At 67.9% G+C, this 20,734-nt stretch carries 18 protein-coding genes and 1 pseudogene; 13 read left to right on the plus strand and 6 right to left on the minus strand.

Going from position 1 to position 20,734, the window contains the following annotated elements; translation table 11 throughout:
* Positions 1-3: 3 nt before the first annotated feature.
* The 3 genes and pseudogenes from ACZ1HC_RS00510 to ACZ1HC_RS00520 all read right to left on the minus strand — a co-directional run bounded on the left by ACZ1HC_RS00510 (position 4) and on the right by ACZ1HC_RS00520 (position 4,532).
* A complete protein-coding gene (locus tag ACZ1HC_RS00510; protein ID WP_472698274.1) occupies positions 4-2,979 on the minus strand; it encodes a sarcosine oxidase subunit alpha in 2,976 nt (991 codons plus the stop codon).
* A 22-nt stretch (positions 2,980-3,001) separates the two neighbouring features.
* Positions 3,002-3,268, minus strand: a pseudogene (locus tag ACZ1HC_RS00515) (sarcosine oxidase subunit delta); the annotation flags it as partial.
* A 10-nt stretch (positions 3,269-3,278) separates the two neighbouring features.
* The gene (locus ACZ1HC_RS00520; RefSeq protein WP_472698275.1) at positions 3,279-4,532 is read right to left on the minus strand and encodes a sarcosine oxidase subunit beta family protein; all 1,254 of its coding nucleotides are present in this window, start codon (positions 4,530-4,532) and stop codon (positions 3,279-3,281) included.
* A 101-nt stretch (positions 4,533-4,633) separates the two neighbouring features.
* On the opposite strand from ACZ1HC_RS00520, the gene ACZ1HC_RS00525 reads away from it, so the two are divergent.
* From ACZ1HC_RS00525 to ACZ1HC_RS00575, 11 genes are all read left to right on the plus strand, one after another.
* Entirely contained in the window at positions 4,634-5,650 is a 1,017-nt protein-coding gene (locus ACZ1HC_RS00525; RefSeq protein ID WP_472698385.1) for a GlxA family transcriptional regulator, read from the plus strand.
* A 160-nt stretch (positions 5,651-5,810) separates the two neighbouring features.
* Positions 5,811-6,782 carry a Bug family tripartite tricarboxylate transporter substrate binding protein gene (locus tag ACZ1HC_RS00530; RefSeq protein WP_472698276.1) on the plus strand — a complete coding sequence of 324 codons (972 nt, stop codon included), beginning with the start codon at positions 5,811-5,813 and terminating at the stop codon, positions 6,780-6,782.
* A gap of 81 nt (positions 6,783-6,863) precedes the next feature.
* On the plus strand, positions 6,864-7,334 hold the full coding sequence (locus ACZ1HC_RS00535) for a tripartite tricarboxylate transporter TctB family protein (protein WP_472698277.1): 471 nt from the start codon (positions 6,864-6,866) through the stop codon (positions 7,332-7,334).
* Positions 7,335-7,344: 10 nt separating this feature from the next.
* The gene (locus ACZ1HC_RS00540) at positions 7,345-8,844 is read left to right on the plus strand and encodes a tripartite tricarboxylate transporter permease (RefSeq protein WP_472698278.1); all 1,500 of its coding nucleotides are present in this window, start codon (positions 7,345-7,347) and stop codon (positions 8,842-8,844) included.
* Positions 8,845-8,894: 50 nt separating this feature from the next.
* The gene (locus ACZ1HC_RS00545) at positions 8,895-9,788 is read left to right on the plus strand and encodes a GntR family transcriptional regulator (RefSeq protein WP_472698279.1); all 894 of its coding nucleotides are present in this window, start codon (positions 8,895-8,897) and stop codon (positions 9,786-9,788) included.
* Between the two features lie 32 nt (positions 9,789-9,820).
* Positions 9,821-12,406 (plus strand): aconitate hydratase AcnA, encoded by a 2,586-nt coding sequence (locus ACZ1HC_RS00550; RefSeq protein WP_472698280.1) that lies wholly within the window; start codon positions 9,821-9,823, stop codon positions 12,404-12,406.
* An 80-nt stretch (positions 12,407-12,486) separates the two neighbouring features.
* On the plus strand, positions 12,487-12,720 hold the full coding sequence (locus ACZ1HC_RS00555) for a PIN domain-containing protein (protein ID WP_472698281.1): 234 nt from the start codon (positions 12,487-12,489) through the stop codon (positions 12,718-12,720).
* A 57-nt stretch (positions 12,721-12,777) separates the two neighbouring features.
* The gene (yghX, locus tag ACZ1HC_RS00560) at positions 12,778-13,677 is read left to right on the plus strand and encodes a YghX family hydrolase (RefSeq protein ID WP_472698282.1); all 900 of its coding nucleotides are present in this window, start codon (positions 12,778-12,780) and stop codon (positions 13,675-13,677) included.
* 161 nt (positions 13,678-13,838) lie between these two features.
* The gene (locus ACZ1HC_RS00565) at positions 13,839-14,849 is read left to right on the plus strand and encodes a bile acid:sodium symporter family protein (RefSeq protein WP_472698283.1); all 1,011 of its coding nucleotides are present in this window, start codon (positions 13,839-13,841) and stop codon (positions 14,847-14,849) included.
* Between the two features lie 67 nt (positions 14,850-14,916).
* Positions 14,917-15,837 carry an asparaginase gene (locus tag ACZ1HC_RS00570; RefSeq protein WP_472698284.1) on the plus strand — a complete coding sequence of 307 codons (921 nt, stop codon included), beginning with the start codon at positions 14,917-14,919 and terminating at the stop codon, positions 15,835-15,837.
* A gap of 213 nt (positions 15,838-16,050) precedes the next feature.
* Positions 16,051-16,482: a hypothetical protein gene (locus tag ACZ1HC_RS00575; RefSeq protein WP_472698285.1), complete on the plus strand. Its 432-nt coding sequence runs from the start codon at positions 16,051-16,053 to the stop codon at positions 16,480-16,482.
* Here the strand turns inward: ACZ1HC_RS00575 and ACZ1HC_RS00580 are convergent, their stop codons facing one another.
* The gene (locus ACZ1HC_RS00580; protein WP_472698286.1) at positions 16,483-16,683 is read right to left on the minus strand and encodes a hypothetical protein; all 201 of its coding nucleotides are present in this window, start codon (positions 16,681-16,683) and stop codon (positions 16,483-16,485) included.
* A gap of 3 nt (positions 16,684-16,686) precedes the next feature.
* On the opposite strand from ACZ1HC_RS00580, the gene ACZ1HC_RS00585 reads away from it, so the two are divergent.
* On the plus strand, positions 16,687-17,403 hold the full coding sequence (locus tag ACZ1HC_RS00585; protein ID WP_472698287.1) for a helicase-related protein: 717 nt from the start codon (positions 16,687-16,689) through the stop codon (positions 17,401-17,403).
* Positions 17,404-17,688: 285 nt separating this feature from the next.
* Here the strand turns inward: ACZ1HC_RS00585 and ACZ1HC_RS00590 are convergent, their stop codons facing one another.
* Together ACZ1HC_RS00590 and ACZ1HC_RS00595 are read right to left on the minus strand one after the other, a co-directional pair.
* On the minus strand, positions 17,689-18,303 hold the full coding sequence (locus ACZ1HC_RS00590) for a hypothetical protein (protein WP_265508262.1): 615 nt from the start codon (positions 18,301-18,303) through the stop codon (positions 17,689-17,691).
* A 729-nt stretch (positions 18,304-19,032) separates the two neighbouring features.
* Positions 19,033-20,136 carry a site-specific integrase gene (locus ACZ1HC_RS00595; RefSeq protein ID WP_472698288.1) on the minus strand — a complete coding sequence of 368 codons (1,104 nt, stop codon included), beginning with the start codon at positions 20,134-20,136 and terminating at the stop codon, positions 19,033-19,035.
* A 137-nt stretch (positions 20,137-20,273) separates the two neighbouring features.
* Between ACZ1HC_RS00595 and ACZ1HC_RS00600 the strand changes: the two genes are divergently transcribed.
* Complete coding sequence (locus ACZ1HC_RS00600) at positions 20,274-20,729, plus strand: MerR family transcriptional regulator (protein ID WP_472698289.1); 456 nt, start codon at positions 20,274-20,276, stop codon at positions 20,727-20,729.
* Positions 20,730-20,734 lie beyond the last annotated feature (5 nt).

Raw genomic sequence — 20,734 nt, forward strand, 5'->3', positions numbered from 1 at the left:
TCCTCAGGCCTTCAGCCGGCTGTTGTCGGGGTCATAGAACACCGTCGAGGTGACGCGCGCCTTGCGCACCCCGTCGGGCATGGGGATGAACACCGTCTCGCCCATCTTGTCGAAGCCCCCCTCGATCACCGCCAGGGCGATCGGATGACCCAACGTCGAATGATAGGACGAGGTGACGTGCCCGACCATGCGCATCGGCGTCGGCTGGTCGGGGTCCAGCACGATCTGGGCGCCTTCCTCCAGCAGGCTGCCGTCGTCGGTCAGCAGGCCCACAAGCTGCCTGCGGCCCCTGGCGACAAGGTCGGGGCGCGACAGCGACCGCTTGCCCACGAAGTCCTTCTTGGCCTTGCCCACGGCCCAGTCCAAGCCCGCGTCCGCCGGCGTCACCGTGCCGTCGGTGTCCTGGCCGACGATGATGTAGCCCTTTTCGGCGCGCAGCACGTGCATGGCCTCGGTGCCATAGGGGCAGATGTCATGGGGCCTGCCCGCCTCGATCAGCGCGGTCCAGAGGGTCAGGCCGTGGCGGGAGGGCACGTTCACCTCGAAGCCCGCCTCTCCGGTGAAGGACAGCCGGAACAGGCGGGCGGGCAGGCCCGCCACGGTGCATTCGGCGCAGGACATGTGCGGGAAGTCGGCCCAGTCCACGCCCTCCACCAGCGGCTTCAGCACCGCCAGGGCGTTCGGCCCGTTCAGCGCGACCGTGGCCCATTGCTCCGTGGTCGAGGTCAGCCAGACATCCAGTTCCGGCCATTCCGTCTGGAGGTAGTCCTCCATCATGGTCAGCACGCGCGCCGCGCCGCCGGTGGTGGTGGTGACGTGGAACAGGTCGTCGGCCAGCCGCCCGATCACGCCGTCGTCGCGGATGAAGCCGTCCTCGCCCAGCAGCAGGCCATAGCGGCAGCGGCCGGGTTGAAGCCTGGTCCAGGGGTTCGTGTACATGCGGTTCATGAACTCGACCGCATCCGGCCCCGCGACCTCGATCTTGCCCAGGGTCGAGGCGTCGAAGATGCCCAGCGAGGCCCGCGTGGCCTTGCATTCGCGCATCACGGCGGCGTGCATGTCCTCGCCCGGGCGGGGGAAATAGCGGGCGCGGCGCCACTGGGAGACGGGTTCGAAGACCGCGCCGTTCGCCTCGGCCCAAGGGTCGATGGGGGTCTTGCGGGTCGGCTGGAAGGTCTGGCCGCGCAGATAGCCGCAGAAGGCCCCGAAGCTGGTGGGGGTATAAGGCGGGCGGAAGGTGGTCAGGCCCACCTGCGGGGGCTCCTTGCCAAGCGCGTCGGCCGCGACCATCAGCCCGTTGATGTTGGACATCTTGCCCTGGTCGGTGGCCATGCCGTTGGTGGTGTAGCGCTTGACGTGTTCGATGGACCGCATCCCCTCGCGCACGGCCAGGCGGATGTCCTTGGCGGTCACGTCGTTCTGGAAGTCGATGAAGGCCCTGGCCCTGCCCGCATCGCCGTCGGTCGGCAGTTCGGTGTGGCTGATCCCGCTGCCGGGGCGGTCGTTCGCGACCGCGAAGGCGGCCGGATGGCCCGCACGGCCCAGCCCCTCGAGCGCGCGCAGCCCCGCCGCCGCGCCATCCGCCAGCACCGGGGCGTAACCCCAGAGGCCCCGGCCCGCGCCCGCGATCTCGCAGTCCTCGGTCTTGCGGTCGGGCAGGAAGGTCTGGCCGTCCCAGGCCAGCGACCCCTTGGTATGCGAGAACAGGTGCAGCGAGGGCGTCCAGCCGCCGCACATCAGCAGGCAGTCGCAGGCGATGTCGCGGCCCGTGCCGACGTGTTGGCCGCGAACGGGGGCGGCGCGGACGGATTTCACCCGCAAGCGGCCCCGGGTGGTGGTGACGGTGTGGCCTGCCAGCACCTCGATCCCGCGCCTGCGGGCGCCGTCCAGCAGGTCGGGGCGCAGGCTGTCGCGGGTGTCGATGATCGCCGCCACGCGCGCGCCGCTGTCGGCCAGGTCGAAGGCTGCGTACCAGGCGCTGTCATGGCTGGTGATGACCGCCGGCGCATCGCCCACGCGGACGCCGTATTTGTGCAGATAGGTCTGCGCGGCACCGGCCAGCATCACGCCGGGGCGGTCGTTGCCGTCGAAGACCAGCGGCTTTTCCAGGGCCCCCTGCGCCAGCACCACCTGGCCCGCGCGGACCCGCCACAGGCGTTCGCGCGGGGCATCGGCGGGCGGGTTGTCCAGGTGATCGGTCAGCCGCTGGCAGAGGCCCACCATGTTCTGGTGGTAGTAGCCGATGGCCGTGGTCCGCGTCATCAGCCGCACCCCGGCGGCGCGCAGGCGGGTCAGCTGCGCCTCCAGCCAGTCCCAGGCGGGCCGGCCGTCGATCTGCACCGCCGGGTCCGACAGCAGCGATCCGCCCATTTCCGGGTTCTCATCGACCAGCGTCACGTCGGCGCCCGATTGCGCCGCCGACAGCGCCGCGGCGATCCCCGCGGGGCCTGCGCCGACGATCAGCACGTCGGTGTGCAGGTAGCGCGAGGCATAGCGGTCGGGGTCGGGTTCCGCGGGCGACCGGCCCAGCCCCGCCGCGCCGCGGATCACGGGTTCATAGACCTTGTCCCAGAAGGATTTCGGCCACATGAAGGTCTTGTAATAGAACCCGGCCGAGAACAGCATGTAGGCCCGGTCGTTCACCGCCCCCAGGTCGAAGGACAGCTTCGGCCAGCTGTTCTGGCTTTCCGTGACCAGGCCGCCGCGCAGTTCCTGGACGGTGGCGCGGGTGTTGGGTTCGAACCGGCCTGCGCCGCGCGAGGTGCCGATCAGGGCGTTCGGCTCCTCAGACCCCGCGGTGACGGCGCCGCGCGGGCGGTGATACTTGAAGGACCGGCCCATCAGATGCACGCCGTTGGCCAGCAGCGCCGAGGCCACGGTATCGCCGCGCAGGCCTCCGTAGGTCTTGCCGTCGAAGGTGAAGGATACCGGCGCGGAATGATCGACGCGGCCCTTGCCGGGGATGCGATAGCGGCTCATCGGGCGGTCTCCGGGGGCAGGGGGGACGGGGCAGGCCCGCCTTGTAGGTCATCAGGAAACGGTCTGTGACGGTGTCGCGCAGGGCGTTGAAGAAGCGCCCGCAACCGACATGCCGCCAGCGTTCGTAATGCGGGCCGCGCGCGTTGGTGCGGATGAACAGGAAGTCGCGCCATTCCTCGTCCGACAGGGCGGCGGGGTCGATGGGGCGGGCGATATGCGCCTCGCCCGCATAGGTGAACTCCAGCTCGGGCAGGCTGTCGTCGCAATAGGGGCAGTGGATCAGCAGCATGGCGGGATCCTTAGTGCGCGACGGCGGCGGCGGCCGCTTCGTCGATCAGCCGGCCGGTGGTGAAGCGTTCCAGCGTGAAGGGCGCGTTCAGCGGGTGCGGCTCGTCCCTGGCGACAGTCCAGGCCAGCAGATGCGCCGCGCCCGGCGTGGCCTTGAAGCCGCCGGTGCCCCAGCCGCAGTTGACATACAGGCCCTTGATCGGGGTCTTTCCGAGGATGGCCGAACGGTCGGGCGTCACGTCCACGATGCCGCCCCATTTGCGCAGCATCCGCATCCGCGTGAAGATCGGGAAGATCTCGCAGATCGCCGCCAGGGTGTGTTCGATCAGCGGCAGCCCGCCCCGCTGGCTGTAGCTGGTGTACTGGTCGGTGCCCGATCCGATCACCAGTTCGCCCTTGTCGGACTGGCTGATATAGGCGTGGACGCTGTTGGACATGACCACGCAGGGAAAGACCGGCTTCACCGGCTCGCTGACCAGGGCCTGCAGGGGGAAGCTTTCCAGCGGCATCCGCAGGCCGGCGCTGTCCATCACCACGCTGGTGTTGCCCGCGGCCGAGACGGCGACCTTCTTCGCGCGGATGAAGCCCCTGGCGGTATCGACGCCGATCACCGCCCCGTCCGGGCCGCGCCGGATCGCGGTCACAGCGCAGTTCTGGATGATGTCCACGCCGCGGGCCGCGGCGGCGCGGGCATAGCCCCAGGCCACGGCGTCGTGGCGCGCCGTGCCCGCGCGCCGCTGCAAGGCGCCGCCCATCACCGGGAAGCGGGCGTCCGGGCTGATGCTCAGCGGTGGGCAGAAGGCCTTGCATTCCGCGGCCGTCAGCCAGCGGTTGTCCACGCCGTTCAGCCGGTTCGCGTGGACGTGACGCTGGAAGGACTGCACGTCATGGACGTTGTGCGCCAGCATCAGCACGCCGCGCTTGGAATACATGACGTTGTAGTTCAGCTCCTGGGACAGGCCGTCCCACAGGTCAAGCGCGTGGTCGTAAAGCCTGGCGCTTTCGTCATAGAGATAGTTCGACCGGATGATGGTGGTGTTGCGGCCCGTGTTGCCGCCGCCCAGCCAGCCCTTGTCGATCACCGCCACATTGGTGATGCCGTGTTCCTTGGCCAGGTAATAGGCCGCGCCCAGGCCGTGTCCGCCCGCGCCGACGATGACCACGTCGTATTCCGCCTTGGGCTGGCTGTCCGGCCATTGTTCGCGCCAGCCCTTGTGGCCGTTGAGCGCCTGCTTCAGCAGGGTGAAGGCGGAAAAACGGGTCATGGCGGGGACCTTGCGGGCAATTGCGGTGTCACCCGCCATTCTGACCGAAAGCCTCGGGCGCGGACTGGATCCCTGCGCCAGTGCGGTGTTATCTTTGCGTCATGCGCGAAACCCCGGGCCCCGGCGATCCCCTGCGGCTGCGCGTCGGCTTCGTGCTGGCGCGGCGCTTCACCCTGTCGGCCTTCGCCAATTTCGTTGACATGCTGCGGCTGGCCGCCGACGAGGGCGACCGGTCCCGCCCGATCCGCTGTTCCTGGCGGGTTCTGGCGACCTCGTCGCAGCCGGTGCAGTCAAGCTGCGGCATCGCGGTCACCCCGGACGACAGGCTGGGCGATCCCGCGCGCTTCGACTACATCGTCGTCGTCGGCGGGTTGATCGACGAGATCGAGCGGCTGGAGCCCGAATACACCGCCTTCCTGCACCGCGCGGCGCGCGCGGGCGTGCCGCTGGTGGGCGTCTGCACCGGCGCCTTCATCCTGCACCGGGCCGGGCTGATGGACGGATACCGCTGCTGCGTCAGCTGGTTCCACCACGAGGATTTCCTGGAACAGTTCGACGGGCTGCGCCCCGTCTCGGACCGCATCTTCGTGGTGGATCGCGACCGGCTGACCTGTTCGGGCGGGGCCAGTTCGGCGCATCTGGCGGCCTTCCTGATCGACCGCCACATCGGCCGCGCGGCGGCGCGGAAAAGCCTGCACATCATGATCATCGACGAGGCGATGGCCGCGGACGACCCCCAGCCCGGCCTGCCGCTGGATCTGGCGGCCGACGATCCGCTGGTGCGCCGCGCCCTGCTGATGCTGCAGCAGAACCTGGACACGCCGCCCGCGGTGGCCGATGTGGCGGCCCATCTCCAGGTCAGCCGCCGCAAGCTCGAGCGCCATTTCGCGGCCTCGCTGTCCATGTCGCCGGCCGAAGCCTTCATGCGCGTGCGCCTGTCGCAGGTGCGGATGCTGCTGGGCCGCCCGGACCGCACCATCAGCCAGATCGCCGCCGAGACCGGATTTTGCGACGCCTCGCACCTGATCCGGGTGTTCCGCGAGGCGACCGGGATGACGCCCGAACTCTGGCGCCGCCAAGGCCGCGACCCTGCGGCCCCGTTGCAGGGCCCCGCCTGACGATCCGTGCAGACGGGCATCGCCATTGGGGTCGAACCGGTGTAGGATGCCCGCAGCCCGGACCCTTCCCCAAGCGGTGCCAGAAAAAGAAATTGCACTTTATTATGATGAAGTGCATCTTCTTCGTGATCGCAAACATGCGACTTCAGGGAGGATAAGCATGACTTTCTTTCATTCCCGCCTGGCCGCAGCCTGGCTGGTCGCCGCAGGCGCGGCCCTGTCCGGATCCGCGGCCGCGGCGCAGGATCTGGAACTGACCATCATGGCCCCGGCGGGTGCCGGCGGCGGCTGGGATGCCGCAGCGCGGTCCCTGCAAGAGGTGATGATGGCCACCGGCAACGCCCGCAGCGTGCAGGTCGTCAACGTCCCGGGTGCGGGCGGCACGGTGGGCCTGGCGCAGTTCGTCCAGGGCGCGGCGGGAAGCCCCGACCAGCTGATGGTCGGCGGCATCACCATGGTCGGCGCCATCATCACCAACAAGGCGCCCTATGACCTGACCGCCGTCACGCCCATCGCGCGGCTGACCGGCGATCCGCTGGTGGTGGTGGTCCCGGCCTCGTCCCCCTATCAGACGATGGCCGACCTGATGGAGGGCATCAAGAGCGACGTCGAACGCACCATCTGGGCGGGCGGGTCGGCGGGCGGCGCCGATCACATGCTGTCGGCGCTGATCACCCAGGCGGCGGGCGAGGATCCGGCCAAGGTGAACTACGTCGCCTATTCCGGCGGCGGCGAGGCCCTGGCGGCGATGCTGGGCGGGCAGGTGACTGCGGGCATCTCGGGCTATGGGGAATGGCAGGGCCAGATCGAATCGGGCGACCTGCGGGCGCTTGCGATCTCCTACCCCGAGCCGATCGAGGGCATCGAGGCGCAGCCGCTGAAGGCGCAGGGCATCGACATCGAGCTGGTCAACTGGCGCGGCATCTTCGCCGGCCCCGACCTGGCCGAGGCCGACAAGGCCGCCCTGGAACAGGCCGTCGCCCAGACCGTGCAGACGCCCGAATGGCAGGAAATGCTGAAGGCCCGCGGCTGGTCCGATTATTACGCCCCCTCAGAGGAATTCGCGGCCTTTCTGGAAGCGGAAACCGAACGGGTGAAATCCATCCTGACCTCGATCGGCCTGGCCGAATAAGCGCCCGAGCAAGCGCCCAGCGACCCCCGGCGGGGGCCTTCCGGTCCCCGCTTCCGTCCCGACCCCTGGGGAGCCCGTCCCGTGTCCACACCGACCGCCCGGGGCCTGCACCGGCCCACGCTTGTCATCGGCATCGTCCTGTTCGCGATGGCGTTCATCACCTGGCGCGACGCCAGTGCCATGCAGATCCGCGCCACCTACGGGATGGGCGCTGATGCGGCGTCCTACTTCGTGGCGCTGTTCCTCGCGGTCATGGGGGCGGGCCACCTGTTCGCGGCCTTCCGCTGGCAGGACGATCCCGGCCCCACCGACTGGCGGGCCGTGGGCTGGGTCGCCCTGGGGCTGGCCAGCCTGATCGCGGCGATCTGGTCCGGCGCGGGCTTCATCATCGGATCGACCCTGCTATTCGTCCTGACCGCCCGCGCCTTCGGGCGCCGCGCCTGGATCGCCGATCTGATCCTGGGCCTGGTCCTGGCCACCGGCATCTTCCTGCTGTTCAACAAGCTGCTGACGCTGGCCCTGCCAATGGGCCCGGTCGAACGGCTGTTCTGAGGGGGCGGGGATGGAATCGCTTGCCTTCCTGATGCAGGGCTTCGCCACCGCGCTTGAACCGATGAACCTGGCCTTCGCGGCCATCGGCGTGCTGCTGGGCACGGCGGTGGGGGTGCTGCCGGGCATCGGGCCGGCGCTGACGGTGGCCCTGCTGCTGCCCATCACCTTCAAGCTGGATCCCGGCGGATCGCTGATCATGTTCGCGGGCATCTATTACGGCGGCATGTATGGCGGCTCGACCACGGCGATCCTGCTGAACACGCCGGGCGAAAGCGCTTCGGTCGTCACCGCCCTCGAAGGCAACCAGATGGCCCGGCGCGGGCGCGGCGGCCCGGCGCTTGCCACCGCCGCCATCGGATCCTTCGTCGCCACGCTGATCGCCACCGCCGGGCTGGCCTTCTTCGCGCCGATCCTGGTCCAGATCGCCATCCGGTTCGGGCCTTGGGACTATTTCGGGCTGATGCTGATTGCCTTCGTCACCGTGTCGGCCACCTTCGGATCCTCGCCGCTGCGGGGGCTGACCAGCCTTGGCATCGGCCTGTGGCTGGGCCTGATCGGCATCGACCAGCTGACCGGGCAGGCGCGGCTGGCCTTTGGCGTGCCGAACCTGTTGGACGGGGTCGAGGTGACCACCCTGGCCGTGGGCCTGTTCGCCCTGGGCGAGGCGCTGCACGTCGCCTCGTGCCACCTGTTCAGCGACCAGAGGCCGCTGGCCATCCAGGGATCCGTCTGGATGTCGCGGCAGGACTGGAAACGGTCCTGGAAACCCTGGCTGCGCGGCACCGCCCTGGGCTTTCCCATCGGCGCGCTGCCCGCCGGCGGGGCCGAGATCCCCACCTTCCTGTCCTATACCACCGAACGCCGCCTGGCCGAACGCCCCGAGGAGTTCGGGCAGGGCGCCATCGAAGGCGTGGCGGGCCCCGAGGCCGCCAACAATGCCTCCGCCGCGGGCAGCCTGGTGCCGCTGCTGACGCTGGGGCTGCCCACCTCGGCCACGGCGGCGGTGATGCTGGCGGGCTTCCAGCAATACAACCTGCAACCCGGCCCGCTGCTGTTCGTGCAGCATCCCGACCTGGTCTGGGGGCTGGTCGCGTCGCTGTTCATCGCCAACATCATGCTGCTGGTGCTGAACCTGCCGCTGGTCGGGCTGTGGGTGCGGCTGCTGAAGATCCCGCTGCCCTGGCTTTACGCGGGCATCCTGGTCTTCGCCTGCATGGGCACGATCGCGGCCAATCCCTCGGTGGTGGAACTGACGATGCTGGTGGCCTTCGGCGTTCTGGGCTTCGTCATGCGCCGCTATGACTATCCCATCGCGCCGGTGGTGGTCGGGCTGATCCTGGGGCCGATGGCCGACAGCGCCCTGCGCCGGTCGCTGCAGATGAGCCTGGGCGACCCGATGATCCTGCTGCAGCATCCGGGATCGGCGGTGATGATCGCCATCGCCGCCATCGCCCTGGTCGCGCCCTTCCTGTTCAAGGGCCTGTCCCGGTTCCGCCACGACGAGGACTGACCTGCAGGGCGGCGCGTCCAGGCGGCGCCGCCCCTTCGACGGAGTGACCCATGGCCCGCGCCAGCCTATCGCCCCAGATCATGGCCCGGATCGTCGAACACGCCCGGCACGCCGACATGAAGGCCGGCCAGCACCTGCCCGCGCAGGTCCTGGCCGACAGCTTCAAGGTGTCGCGCCAGCCCATCGTCAGCGCGCTGAAGAAGCTGCAGCAGATGGGCCTGGTCCGGTCCGCGCCCAATCGCGGCTATTTCCTGGCCTGCAACGCGCACGAGATCCCCGACCTGGACGCCGAGGCTGCGGGCGACGATGTCCTCTATGACCGCATCGCCGCCGACCTGCTGGCCCACCGCCTGCCCGCCCGGCAGAGCGAGAACGAGCTGATGCGCCTTTACGGCGTCACCCGCGGGCGGCTGCTGCGGGTGCTGCGCCGGATCGCCGACGAGGGCTGGATCGAGCGGCTGCCCGGCAACGGCTGGCAGTTCCGCGAGATCCTGACCTCGCCCAAGGCCTATGCCGACGCCTACCAGTTCCGCGCCGCGATCGAGATGCAGGCCCTGCTGCTGCCCGGCTTCCGCATCGACGAGGCAGCCTTCGCCGCCGCCCGGCGCCACCAGCAGGCGCTTCTGGAAAGCTATGGCCGCGACAGCCGCGAGAAGGTCTTCGGCACCAACATCGAGTTCCACGAGATGCTGATGACCTGCGCGGGCAACGACTTCTTCCTGGACGCGGTGCGCCGCGTGAACCGGGTGCGGCGGCTGATGGAATACAGCATCGCCCACGACCGCAAAAGAATGCCGCAGCAGTGCCGGGAACACCTGCAGATCCTGGACCTGATCGAATCGCGCGACATGCGCGCGGCCGCCGATTTCCTGTACCGCCACATCCGGCAGGCCGCGGACATCAAGGCAGAGCTTCTGAGCGGATTGCATTTCATATCCAAATAATGCTATCCAGCCGCGTCTGCGGAGGGATGGACATGCAGCATCTGGCGCGTTGCGGCGACTACAGGATCATCGACCTGCCGGCCGCCGCCGGTCCGGCGCTGCGCCGCCTGCCGCATGTCCACCGGCTGCTGCTGGAAAACGTGCTGCGCCAGCCCGACGGCGCCGAACGGGGGCGCGAGGCGATCCTGGGCTGGCTCGAGCGCGGCCACAGCACCGCCGAGATTCCCTTCCGGCCGGGGCGGGTGCTGATGCACGACACCACCTGCGGCCCGGCGCTTGTGGACATTGCCGCCATGCGGTCGGCCCTGGCCGAGGCCGGGCAGGACCCGCGGCTGCTGAACCCGGTGCTGCCGGTCGATGTCTCGACCGATCATTCGCTGGCGGTCGATGCCTATGCCCGCCCCGATGCGATGGCGCGCAACCTCGAGAACGAATACCGCCGCAATGCCGAACGCTACCGCTTCATGAAATGGGCGACGGCCGCGCTGTCGGGCTTTCGCGTCCATCCGCCCGGCACCGGCATCATGCACACGCTGAACCTCGAGCGGCTGGCCACGGTCGTGACGACGCGCGACGGCTGGATGATGCCCGACACGCTCATCGGCACCGACAGCCACACGCCGATGGTCAACGGCATCGGCGTCCTAGGCTGGGGCGTCGGCGGGATCGAGGCCGAGAGCGTGTTCTTCGGGATGCCGGTCATGCTGCGGGTGCCCGACGTGGTCGGCGTCCGGCTGACCGGCCGCCTGCCCGAGGGGGTGACGGCCACCGACCTGGCGCTGACCTTGACCGAGCGGCTGCGCCGGACCAACCTGGCCGACCGCTTCGTGGAGTTCTTCGGGCCGGGGGTGTCGTCGCTCTCCGCGGGCGAACGCGCGGTCGTCGCCAACATGGCGCCCGAATTCGGGGGCAATTCGGGCTTCTTCCCGGTCGATGCGGCGACCATCGCCTATCTGCGCCAGACCGGACGGGCGCCCGGCCATTGCGCGATGGTCGAGGCCTATTGCCGCCGCCAGCGGCTGTGGTTCGACCCGGCCGAAAGCCCCGTCTTCACCGAAACGCTGACGCTGGACCTGTCGGGGGTACGGGTCAGCCTGGCCGGGCCGCGCCGGCCCCAGGACCGCATCGCGGCCTCGGAAACCGCGCGGGCGACGGCGGCGCTGCGCGGCGCGCCGCTTGCCGCCCCGGCAGGCGGATCGCCCGATGGCGCCGTCGCCATCGCCGCCATCACCAGCTGCACCAACACCACCGACCCGCGCCTGCTGGTCGCCGCGGGCCTTGTCGCGCGCAAGGCCCGAGCGCTTGGCCTGCGCCCGCCCGCGCATGTCAAGACCTCGCTGGCGCCGGGATCGCCGGCCGCGGAACGCTATCTGCGCCGCGCCGGGCTTCTGGGGGATCTCGAGGCCCTGGGCTTCGGCATCGTCGGCTATGGCTGCACCACCTGCATCGGCAATTCCGGCCCGCTGCCCGAGGCGGCCATCCAGGCCCAGGCCGAGGGGCGGCTGCAGGTCGCGGTCCTGTCCGGCAACCGCAACTTCCCGGGCCGCGTGCATCCGCAGCTCGAGGCAGGGTTCCTCGCCTCGCCGCCTCTGGTGGTGGCTTTCGCGCTTGCCGGCGACGTCGAACGCGACATCCTGGCCGACGAGATCGCGCCGGGCGTCCGCCTGGCCGATCTGTGGCCCGAGGGGGCGGACATCGACGCGGCCCTGGCGCAGGCCCAGGACAGCGCCGATTACGGGGCCGCCTATGACCAGGCCGAGGCAAGCGCCCTGTGGCGCGACCTCGACGCGCCCGCGACGCCGCTGTTTCCCTGGGATCCGGCGTCCACCTATATCCGCCGCCCGCCCTTCGCGGACTTTGCGGCGTCCCGCGACAGCCGGATCAGCGCGGCGCCGATCCTGGTCCTGGGCGACGACATCACCACCGACCACATCTCGCCCGCCGGGGCGATCCCCAGGCAGGGCGAGGCGGGCCGCCACCTGATCGAGAACGGCGAGCCGCCGGACGACCTGAACGTGTTCTCGTCCCGGCGCGGGAACTGGCAGGTCATGCTGCGCGGGCTGTTCACCAACAGGTCGGTGCGGAACCTGCTGGGCGACGCGATCCCCCCCGGCAGCACCGTCCTGCCCGACGGCACCATCCTGCCGCTGTGGCAGGCCGCCGAGCGTTATCGCGCCGCGGGCACGCCGGTGGTGATCGTCGCCGGGGAACGCTATGGCATGGGATCGTCGCGCGACTGGGCGGCGAAGGGCCCGGCGCTGCTGGGCACGCGGGCGGTTCTGGCGGTCAGCTTCGAGCGGATCCACCGCGCCAACCTGATCGGCATGGGCATCGCGCCCCTGCGCCTGCCCGCGGGCCTCAGCCCGCAGGACATGGCCCTGACGGCAGCCGACCGGATCGAGATCGACCTGGACCCCGCGCGCCTTGCGCCGCGCGCGCCGGTCGCGGTGACGCTGCGCCGGTCCGGGGGCGCGGTGGAACGCTTCGAGGCCACCGCAGCCATCGAAACCCACCTCGAGGTCGAGACGCTGGCCTGCGGCGGGCTGATACCGCTGATCCTGGGGCGGGCGATGCAGGCGCAGGCGAAACCGGACCCCGAGGATTCCGGCCTTGCCTGACGACCACGCTGCCCGCCTGTTCCGGGTCGCGTCCTGCCGGAATGAGGCTGCTGCGGGACAGGCCTGCCGTTCTTTGGGCCATGCTGGACGACGCGCGCCTGGCCGTCCGCCTGCGCGAGAGGATTGCCGGGGCGGAAGAACTGCTCATCGGCGCCGCGACGGCATGGGGGGTGTCCATCAAGCGGGCCTCGGGCAGGCTGGATCTGCCGCGTGACCTCTTCGACCGCTTGCGGCGGGTGGTTTTCACCGACCGGCAATTCGGTGCCGATGACGTGGCGTTGCGGCACGGCCGGGCCCGGCTGTCCAAACTGTGATCCCCGCCCGACGCGGCCGGCGCTAGGATCCCGCCACACGCCAACAGGGAGCTTTCCATGACTCGACTGACTGCAAGGGACTTCCCGCCCGAACTGCTGGAACTTTATGACGGCTATGCCCACGGCCGCATCACCAAACGCGAGTTTCTGGACCGCGCCGCCAAATATGCCGCGGGGGGCATGACCGCGCTTGCGCTGCTGAACACGCTCAGCCCGAACTATGCGCTTGCCCAGCAGGTCGCCTTCACCGATCCGGGCATCCTGGCCGAATACATCACCTATCCCTCGCCGCAGGGCCACGGAGAGGTGCGCGCCTATCTGGTCCGTCCCGCCGTCGAGGGCGTGGTGATGGACAGCCCCGCGCCGGGCGTGGTCGTCGTCCACGAGAACCGCGGCCTGAACCCCTATATCGAGGACGTGGCCCGCCGCGTCGCCAAGGCGGGCTTCGTGGCGCTTGCACCCGACGGGCTGACCTCGCAGGGGGGCTATCCGGGCAATGACGAACAGGGCCGCGAATTGCAGCGGCAGGTCGATCCCGAAAAGCTGATGAACGACTTCTTCGCCGCCGTCGAGTTCCTGATGGCCAGCGACATGACGACCGACAAGGTGGGCATCACCGGCTTCTGCTATGGCGGGGGCGTGTCCAACGCGGCGTCGGTGGCCTTCCCCGAACTGGCCGCCGCGGTGCCCTTCTACGGCCGCCAGGCCCCGGTCGAGGAGGTGCCGAAGATCCAGGCGCCGCTGCTGTTCCACTTCGCCGAAACCGACGAGACCGTGAACGCCACCTGGCCCGCCTACGAGGCCGCGCTGAAGCAGCACGGCAAGCGCTACGAAGCGCATGTCTATCCCGGCACGAACCACGGCTTCCACAACGATTCCACCCCGCGCTATGACGAGGCCGCGGCAAGGCTGGCCTGGGACCGGACGGTAGAGTGGTTCAGGACCCATCTGGCCTGACGCGACCGCCCGCCCGGTCGGCGGACCGGGCGGGCGCGCCGTGGGCGGGGACATCGTGGCGGGCCGGACGGGGCAGGGGCGCGAACCGCAGGCGGCGGCCCCTTGGATTGCCCGCGCGCAGCGGCTAGAAGCACGCGGAACGCTTCATCCGAGGATATCCCATGTCCCTGCGCAGGGCCGAGGCCGTGCTGGCCCGCTTCGGCTTCGACCGATACATGCTTCTGCTGATCCTGACGGTGGTGCTGGCCAGCGTCGTGCCGGCGCGAGGGGCTGCTGCGGCGGCGCTGTCCCAGGTCACCTACTGGGTCATCGCGCTGCTGTTCTTCCTGTATGGCGCGAAGCTGACGACGGCGACGATCGTGGCGGGGCTGGCGAACTGGCGGCTGCAGCTGTCGGTGCTGGCGCTGACCTTCCTGCTGTTCCCGGTCCTGGCCCTGGGCCTGAAGCCCCTGTCGATGATCTGGCTGCCTACGGCGATCGGCGTGGGGTTCCTGTATATCGGCTGCATGCCCTCGACCGTGCAGAGCTCAATCGCCTTCACGGCGGTGTCGCAGGGCAATGTCGCGGGGGCGGTCTGCGCGGCCTCGATCTCGAACCTGCTGGGGGTGGTGCTGTCGCCCCTGCTGTTCGCGGTCCTGATCCCGCAGGGCACCGGCTATGGCATCCAGCCGGCAGCCATCTGGAAGATCGTCCAGCAGATCCTGCTGCCCTTCGCCCTGGGCCAGTTGTGCCGCCCGGTGCTTGCGGATCTGCTGGCGCGATACCGGACCCCGACGCTGATCGTGGACCGCGGCTCGATCCTGCTGATCGTCTATGCGGCCTTCTCGGCGGGGGTCATCAACGGCATCTGGCAGGTGATCTCGGCCGGGTCGCTGGCCATCCTGGTGGGGCTCTGCGCGGTCCTGCTGGCGGCGGTGATGGGCGCCGCCCTGCTGATCGCCCGCGCCGCCCGCATGGACCACGCGGACCTGATGGCGATCCTCTACTGCGGATCGACGAAAAGCCTGGCGACCGGCCTGCCGATGGCGGGGATCCTGTTCGCGGGCCAGGACATCTCGCTGGTCATCCTGCCGCTGATGGTCTTTCACCTGCTGCAACTGGGCGTCTGCGCGATCATTTCGCAGCGCATGGCCGCGCGGGGACACGCGCCCCTTGCCCGCCCGGCGCCGTGAGGCCACGGGCGGTTGACAAGCCAGGCCCCCGCGGCTGATCTGCCCGGGAACCACGCGGGGAATGTCCATGGCCGCAGCGCAATCCGATCCGCCGCTGGTCGCGGTCATTGCCACGGGCGGCACCATCGCCAGCCGGCAGGGCGCCGACGGATCCAGCAGCCCGACCCTTGCCGGCCCGGCGCTGCTGGCCCGTCTGGGGGATCTGCCGCCGGTCCGGCTGAAGCCTGTCGATCTGTTTGCCCGCGATTCCTCGACGCTGACGCTGGCCGACATGCAGGCCATCAGCGACCGCGTGGGGGCGGAACTTGCCGCGGGCGCCGCGGGGGTCGTCGTCCTGCACGGCACCGACGCGATGGAGGAAACCGCGCTGCTGCTGTCCCTTCAGCATCCGGGCGCCCCGGTGGTCCTGACGGGGGCGCAGTTCACCGACGACCACCCGCAGGCCGACGGCCCGGCGAACATGACGGCGGCGGTCCGCGCGGCCCTTCAGGGCAGCGGCGTGCGGCTGGCCTTCGGCGGACGGCTGCTGCCGGCCTGGGGGCTGGTCAAGATCGCCACCGACAGCGCCGACGCCTTCCGGCTGGCCACCGACGCGCCCGCACCCGCCATCGCCCTGGCCGCGCCGGTGTCCGGGCTGCGGGTCGATGTGGTGGCGGTCCATCCCGGCATGGACGCCACGCATCTGGATGCCAGCCTTGCCGCCGGGGCGCAGGGGATCGTGCTGGCGGCGCTCGGCTCGGGCAATGCCTCGGTCGCGGTGGCCCAGGGGGTGGCGCGCGCCCGGGCTGCGGGCGTGCCGGTGGTGCTGTCCAGCCGCGTGCCCCGCGGGCGGCTGGCCGCCAGCTATGGCGGCGGCGGCGGCGGGCACGACCTGGTGCGCGCGGGCGCGGTGCTGTCGCCGGTGCTGCGGCCGGGTCAGGCGCGCATCCTGCTGGCGGCGCTGATCGCGGCCGGGCATCTGGACCGGGCGCAGGCGGTCTTCGGCTAATACCTAGCCCGGGTCGCGGGGCTGATCCGGCGAGCCACCGCGCGCATCCGTTCCATAATTCTGCTTATACCGGACGCCGCCGATGGGGGGCACATTCCATTCTGAAATGCATCACTCGATAGTTTCCGGAATATATTCAGGAGGATGTGATGCGGCGCCCTCGGTGGCCGAACTGTTCCGCCACCGAAGCTGGCGGAACTGGCTGATCCGCTGATGGTGTTCCGCGAAACCGAGACTCTCTTGTCGCAGGAGGGGATGCGCGCCGCGATAGGCGACCGCCTCAAGCCCGTCCTCGATGGTCTGAACGAACAAGCCGAAGCGCTGCACGATACCGGCAGCGCGGAGTGGGCCGCCCCCGCAGTGATCGATGACCTCCTTGGCGCACGGTCCCGCACATGGCTGGAGTCTCCCCTAGGCATGCGCGCCCTGGCGAGCGAGGACGCTTATCAGGATCATGTCCGTGAGTTCGCGGCCGCGGTGACGACGCGTGACGTTGGCGCTTTGCCCGCTGATATTTCGGAACTGCTTGTCGACGTGGCGTTGGGGAGTCCGGCGGTCTGCGCGCTTCGCGCCCTCAAGCGGATCGCCTCCGAACTGGCTTGGGACGATCCATGCCTACTCAGCGCTGCCGCTGAAGTCGCGTGATCATTCCGGACGTTGTTCAATCAGCATGACGCGGTCGCTTTGCTTCGACGGGATACAGACGACCACTACTGGCGGCGCGTTCTGGTCTATGGAGCCCAGCACAATCTTCAGGCCGTCCTCGACGAATACGCCCACTACCTCGTCGACGCAGAAGGCCTCGGGACCAGTCCAGCCAAAGAACGAGCAACCGGGGTCGCTCATGCGATGGCCCATGCCCTTGCCATTCGCCCTTCGCAGATCGACGTCGATGATGTGCATGTCGACGGTGAGGCCCTCGCCATCAGCAAGTTCCAGATGCGCGGACGCTTTGCGATGCGGCTCGCCGACTACAAAGATGAGGATGGCGCCGTTGCACGACTCGGAGGCGTTCGCGAAGCGTTCAACTCACCGTTTCGGCCGTTTGTTCTCGCCACGACCTCGGTCGGACAGGAGGGGCTGGATTTTCATCCCTATTGCTATCGCGTCTACCATTGGAACTTGCCGAGCAACCCGGTTGACCTCGAACAGCGTGAAGGCCGCGTTCACCGATTCAAGAGCCACGCAGTGCGCCTCAATCTTGCCGAACGGCAGGCCGACGCCATCAGGGGCGGCGGGCGGTCCCCTGACGATCCGTGGAAACTGATGTTCGAACGCGCCCGATCCGAGGCGCCAGTAGACACCGATCTCATCCCCTATTGGATCTATGAGGGCTCAGTGAGGGTCGAACGGCGCGTGCCGATGTTGCCGTTCAGCCGGGAGGTAACCCGCTTGGCTTGGCTCAAGCGCAGCCTGACCGTGTATCGCCTGGCCTTCGGCCAGCCCCGTCAGGATGATCTTCTGGAGTATCTGCAGCATATCATAGGTGCTGGTATGGATGGCTCGATGCTCGGCGACCTGCAAATTCGCCTCGAGCCGAGACCAGCCATTATGTCGGATTCATAGAATACGCAGCGATATGAAGGACTTCGGCCCCTCTTGCTTCCACAGTGCTTCCACGAGCGTTGGAACGCAAACGCCGCCCCGGAGGGCGGCGCTTAAGCGTTTTATAACGCGAATATTCTGGTTGCGGGGGCAGGATTTGAACCTGCGGCCTTCAGGTTATGAGGGCTACCCCGGCGTCCGGAATGTCTTTGTGATTTCCAAAGGTTAGCCGATTTTCGGGCGCCAAACGTCGGCGTCGTGTTGCACGGAGCAGCCGCAAACCGTTGGGAGAAAACGGGAATCCGATCACGCGTCGGCATAGTCGGCTTCCGGTACCGCCTTCCGCAGCATGATGCCAATGGTCATGCGCTGCTGGCCGGGGTTGAGATGATCGTATCTCTTCTCGATCCCATACTGCCGGGCCACTGCGTACAGCTGGTCAAGGTCGAGGCTGCCTCCGGGCTGCTTGACCTTCCGATCCAGCCACCGATTGAACGGACTAGACGCGGTTTTCTCTTTCCATGCTTCGCGCTGCTCTCGCGTGATTTTCATCGATCGGTCGCGATCCTCTCCGGGCTTTCGGTAGCGAGCGGCGCTGGAGAACAAGCTTTCGCGCGTGATCCGCAACCCCGGACGTTCAATCTCGTAGCCAATCGCTTCCATGATCTGGCGGGCCATGTGGCCGATCATCTGCTTGATCCGGTCCTCACCGACATCTGGCCCGAACTCCGTGAGGAGGCCCGGCGCCAGCGGTTCCACCGCCGCGCGCTCCAGGAACGTTGCTGTCTCCATCCTCACGACGTTCTCCGGTCGTTTCATGAAGCTCCAGATCTCCTGCCCGAGCTCGGTCTCGTACAGGTCACGGAAGTTCTGCGGCTGGTACTCCAGCCCCTTCAGATCAGGAACGCCGCGTAGCTGCATTATACCCTCCACATGCGACATGTGTCATGTGTATCATGCCAAAATGACACCTGTCAATAGTGCGCTTGTCATTCAGTTGGATCTCCTAGGAACCGATCTCAGCCGATTCCGTGCGGGAAACGGTCCGTGACACGGAGGTGTCCATACCAGCGTCGTGCAAGGCAGCTATGTATTCAGAAACAAGGAACTGAACCAACGCTGTGAACATCCGCCGATCCGTTCGCGCTGATATTATTGGATTTTTGCCAATACTTGTCGGACCGCTCATCGTGAATGTCCGAATGCCGCCCCGCCCTCGACCTTGTATCTGTATGCCCCGAGGCCACGGCGGCGGAGTATTGTCAGGCAAGTCGTTTCGATAGTGAGTTATCCGGTTTCTTGACCAATTCAAAACTTGGTATAGCGTTGGGTCGTCTAGCCTTTTCTCAATCCCATCGGGCTTAAGAAACGAGAACTCAATAAAGAATCGATTCTGAAGGTCGGCATTCAAACGAGTTGTATCTAGCCTTGACCTAAGGGAGGGAGGGTTTCTCTCAAGATACCGATATTTGATCACGTTGAGAATAAAGTTCGCTACCGCAAGGCAGTTGGACAGCTTGAAATCACGATCTGGATTATCAAGATCATTTAATTGAGCAGATAGTCTCTGTATCGCTCCAACTTCCAAATAGAAATCTGCCTTTTGTTCCATCTCCGGCACCTCCACTATCCCTCAGGACCTGTTTTGGATTAGCCTAACAGCTTCGCCTCGACCATCGCCATGGCCTTCTGGTGGTCGGGTGACGGGAACAGGTGTCCGTAGCGCTCCATGGTCATCTGGATGGAGGAGTGTCCTGCGAAGGTCATGATCTCCTTGATCGAGAACCCCTGCTCGATCCAGAGCGACACGGCGAAGTGGCGCAGGTCGTGCCAGCGCATCGTCACCTCGACCTTTTCCTGCAGCTTGCGGAAGCGCGCCTGCGTGTTGGTGTGCTGGAGGATGCCGCCGCGCGGGGCGGGGAACACCAGCCCGAGGTCGCTTTTCGGGCAGCGCAGCTTCCAACGGCGCAGGGCGTTGAGGACCATGGGCCCGGCCGGAATGTCGCGATAGCCCGCGCGCGATTTCGGTTCGCCCATCTGGTTGTAGGCGTCCGCGCGCTGGCGGATGTGGATGAAGCCCTTGTCGAAATCCACGTCCTGCCAGCGCAGTCCCCGCAGTTCCGATGCGCGCAAGCCACCGAGGGCCGAAACGATCAGATGCGGCTTGAAGTCCTCGTCGGCCGCCTCGATCAGCGCGCGGATCGCCTCCTTCGACGGGACTGGCGCCTTGTGGTCGATCCGGCTGGACTTGATGATCCGGACGCCGTGGGCGGCGTTGGTGAACAGCTGGCCGTTGTCGATGGCGTGGTCGAGGATCAGCTTCAGCACCGAGATGGCGCGGCGGGTCAAATGCTCGGACCGTCCGTTCAGCAGCATCCGGTCGCGGAACTCGTTCACATGGCGGCGGGTCAGCTGGGCGATCAGCTTGTCCCCAATGCCGATTTCGGGCGCGGTGATGTGCAGGCGCACATAGTCGCTGTAGCCGCGCAGCGTCGAGCGCTCCATCCGCCGCCCCGTCTTGCACCGCACCTCGCAGTGGTCGAGCCAGCTTTTGGCGGCCTCGGCCACCGTGATGCTCTCGCTGTCGGCCAGATAGGTGTGGTTGGCGACCAGCGAGCGGACCTTCACCAGATAGACGTCGGCATCCTTCCGGCGCGGGAACAGCTTCGAGCGGCGCTTGCCGGCCTGGTCGGTGAAATCCACCTGCCAGCGCACCAGGCCCGAGGGCAGCGTTCTCTTCCGGATCGTGGCCATGCGCGTCCTCCAACGCTTCATCACGCTCAGCTTCGCGGGTCAGGCAAGGCCCGAATTTCCGAGGCGAACGAATGCCATTGACAGTGTGTCTGAGGTTATCTATCCATAGCCCAGACGCACTGTCAAAGGTAATCGCCATGAACCAGGAATTCACCATCCAGCAGCTCGCGGATGCGGCGCAGCTGACCCGCTATCAGGTCGAGGCGTGGATCTCCCGCGGCCACTTCAAGCCGGAAAACCCGGTCGAGACCGGCAAGGCACGGAAGTTCACCTACGGGGATGCCATCGTTCTCGGCGCGGTTGCCGAGTTCAGCCGCCTCGGGCTCTCGCCTGCGGTCGTCTCGATGCACACGGCGCAGCTGCGGTTCCGCGATGGGCGTGGGGCGCTGTTCGTGATCAGCACGGTCTTCCGGCAGGTCAGCGCCACCGAGGCCAACCCCGACATCGAGGGCGAGATCGACATCACCTCGGGCAGCATCGTCCCGACCGCCGAGATTGCCAGCATCGTCGCCGATCCGAAGGTTCGCGCCTTCGCGGTGGTGAACCTCGAGCAACTCGAACACCGGGTGCAGGCCTCCCTCGGCATCGCCTGACCCCC

It is taken from the genome of Paracoccus sp. BR5-17 (assembly GCF_055693925.1).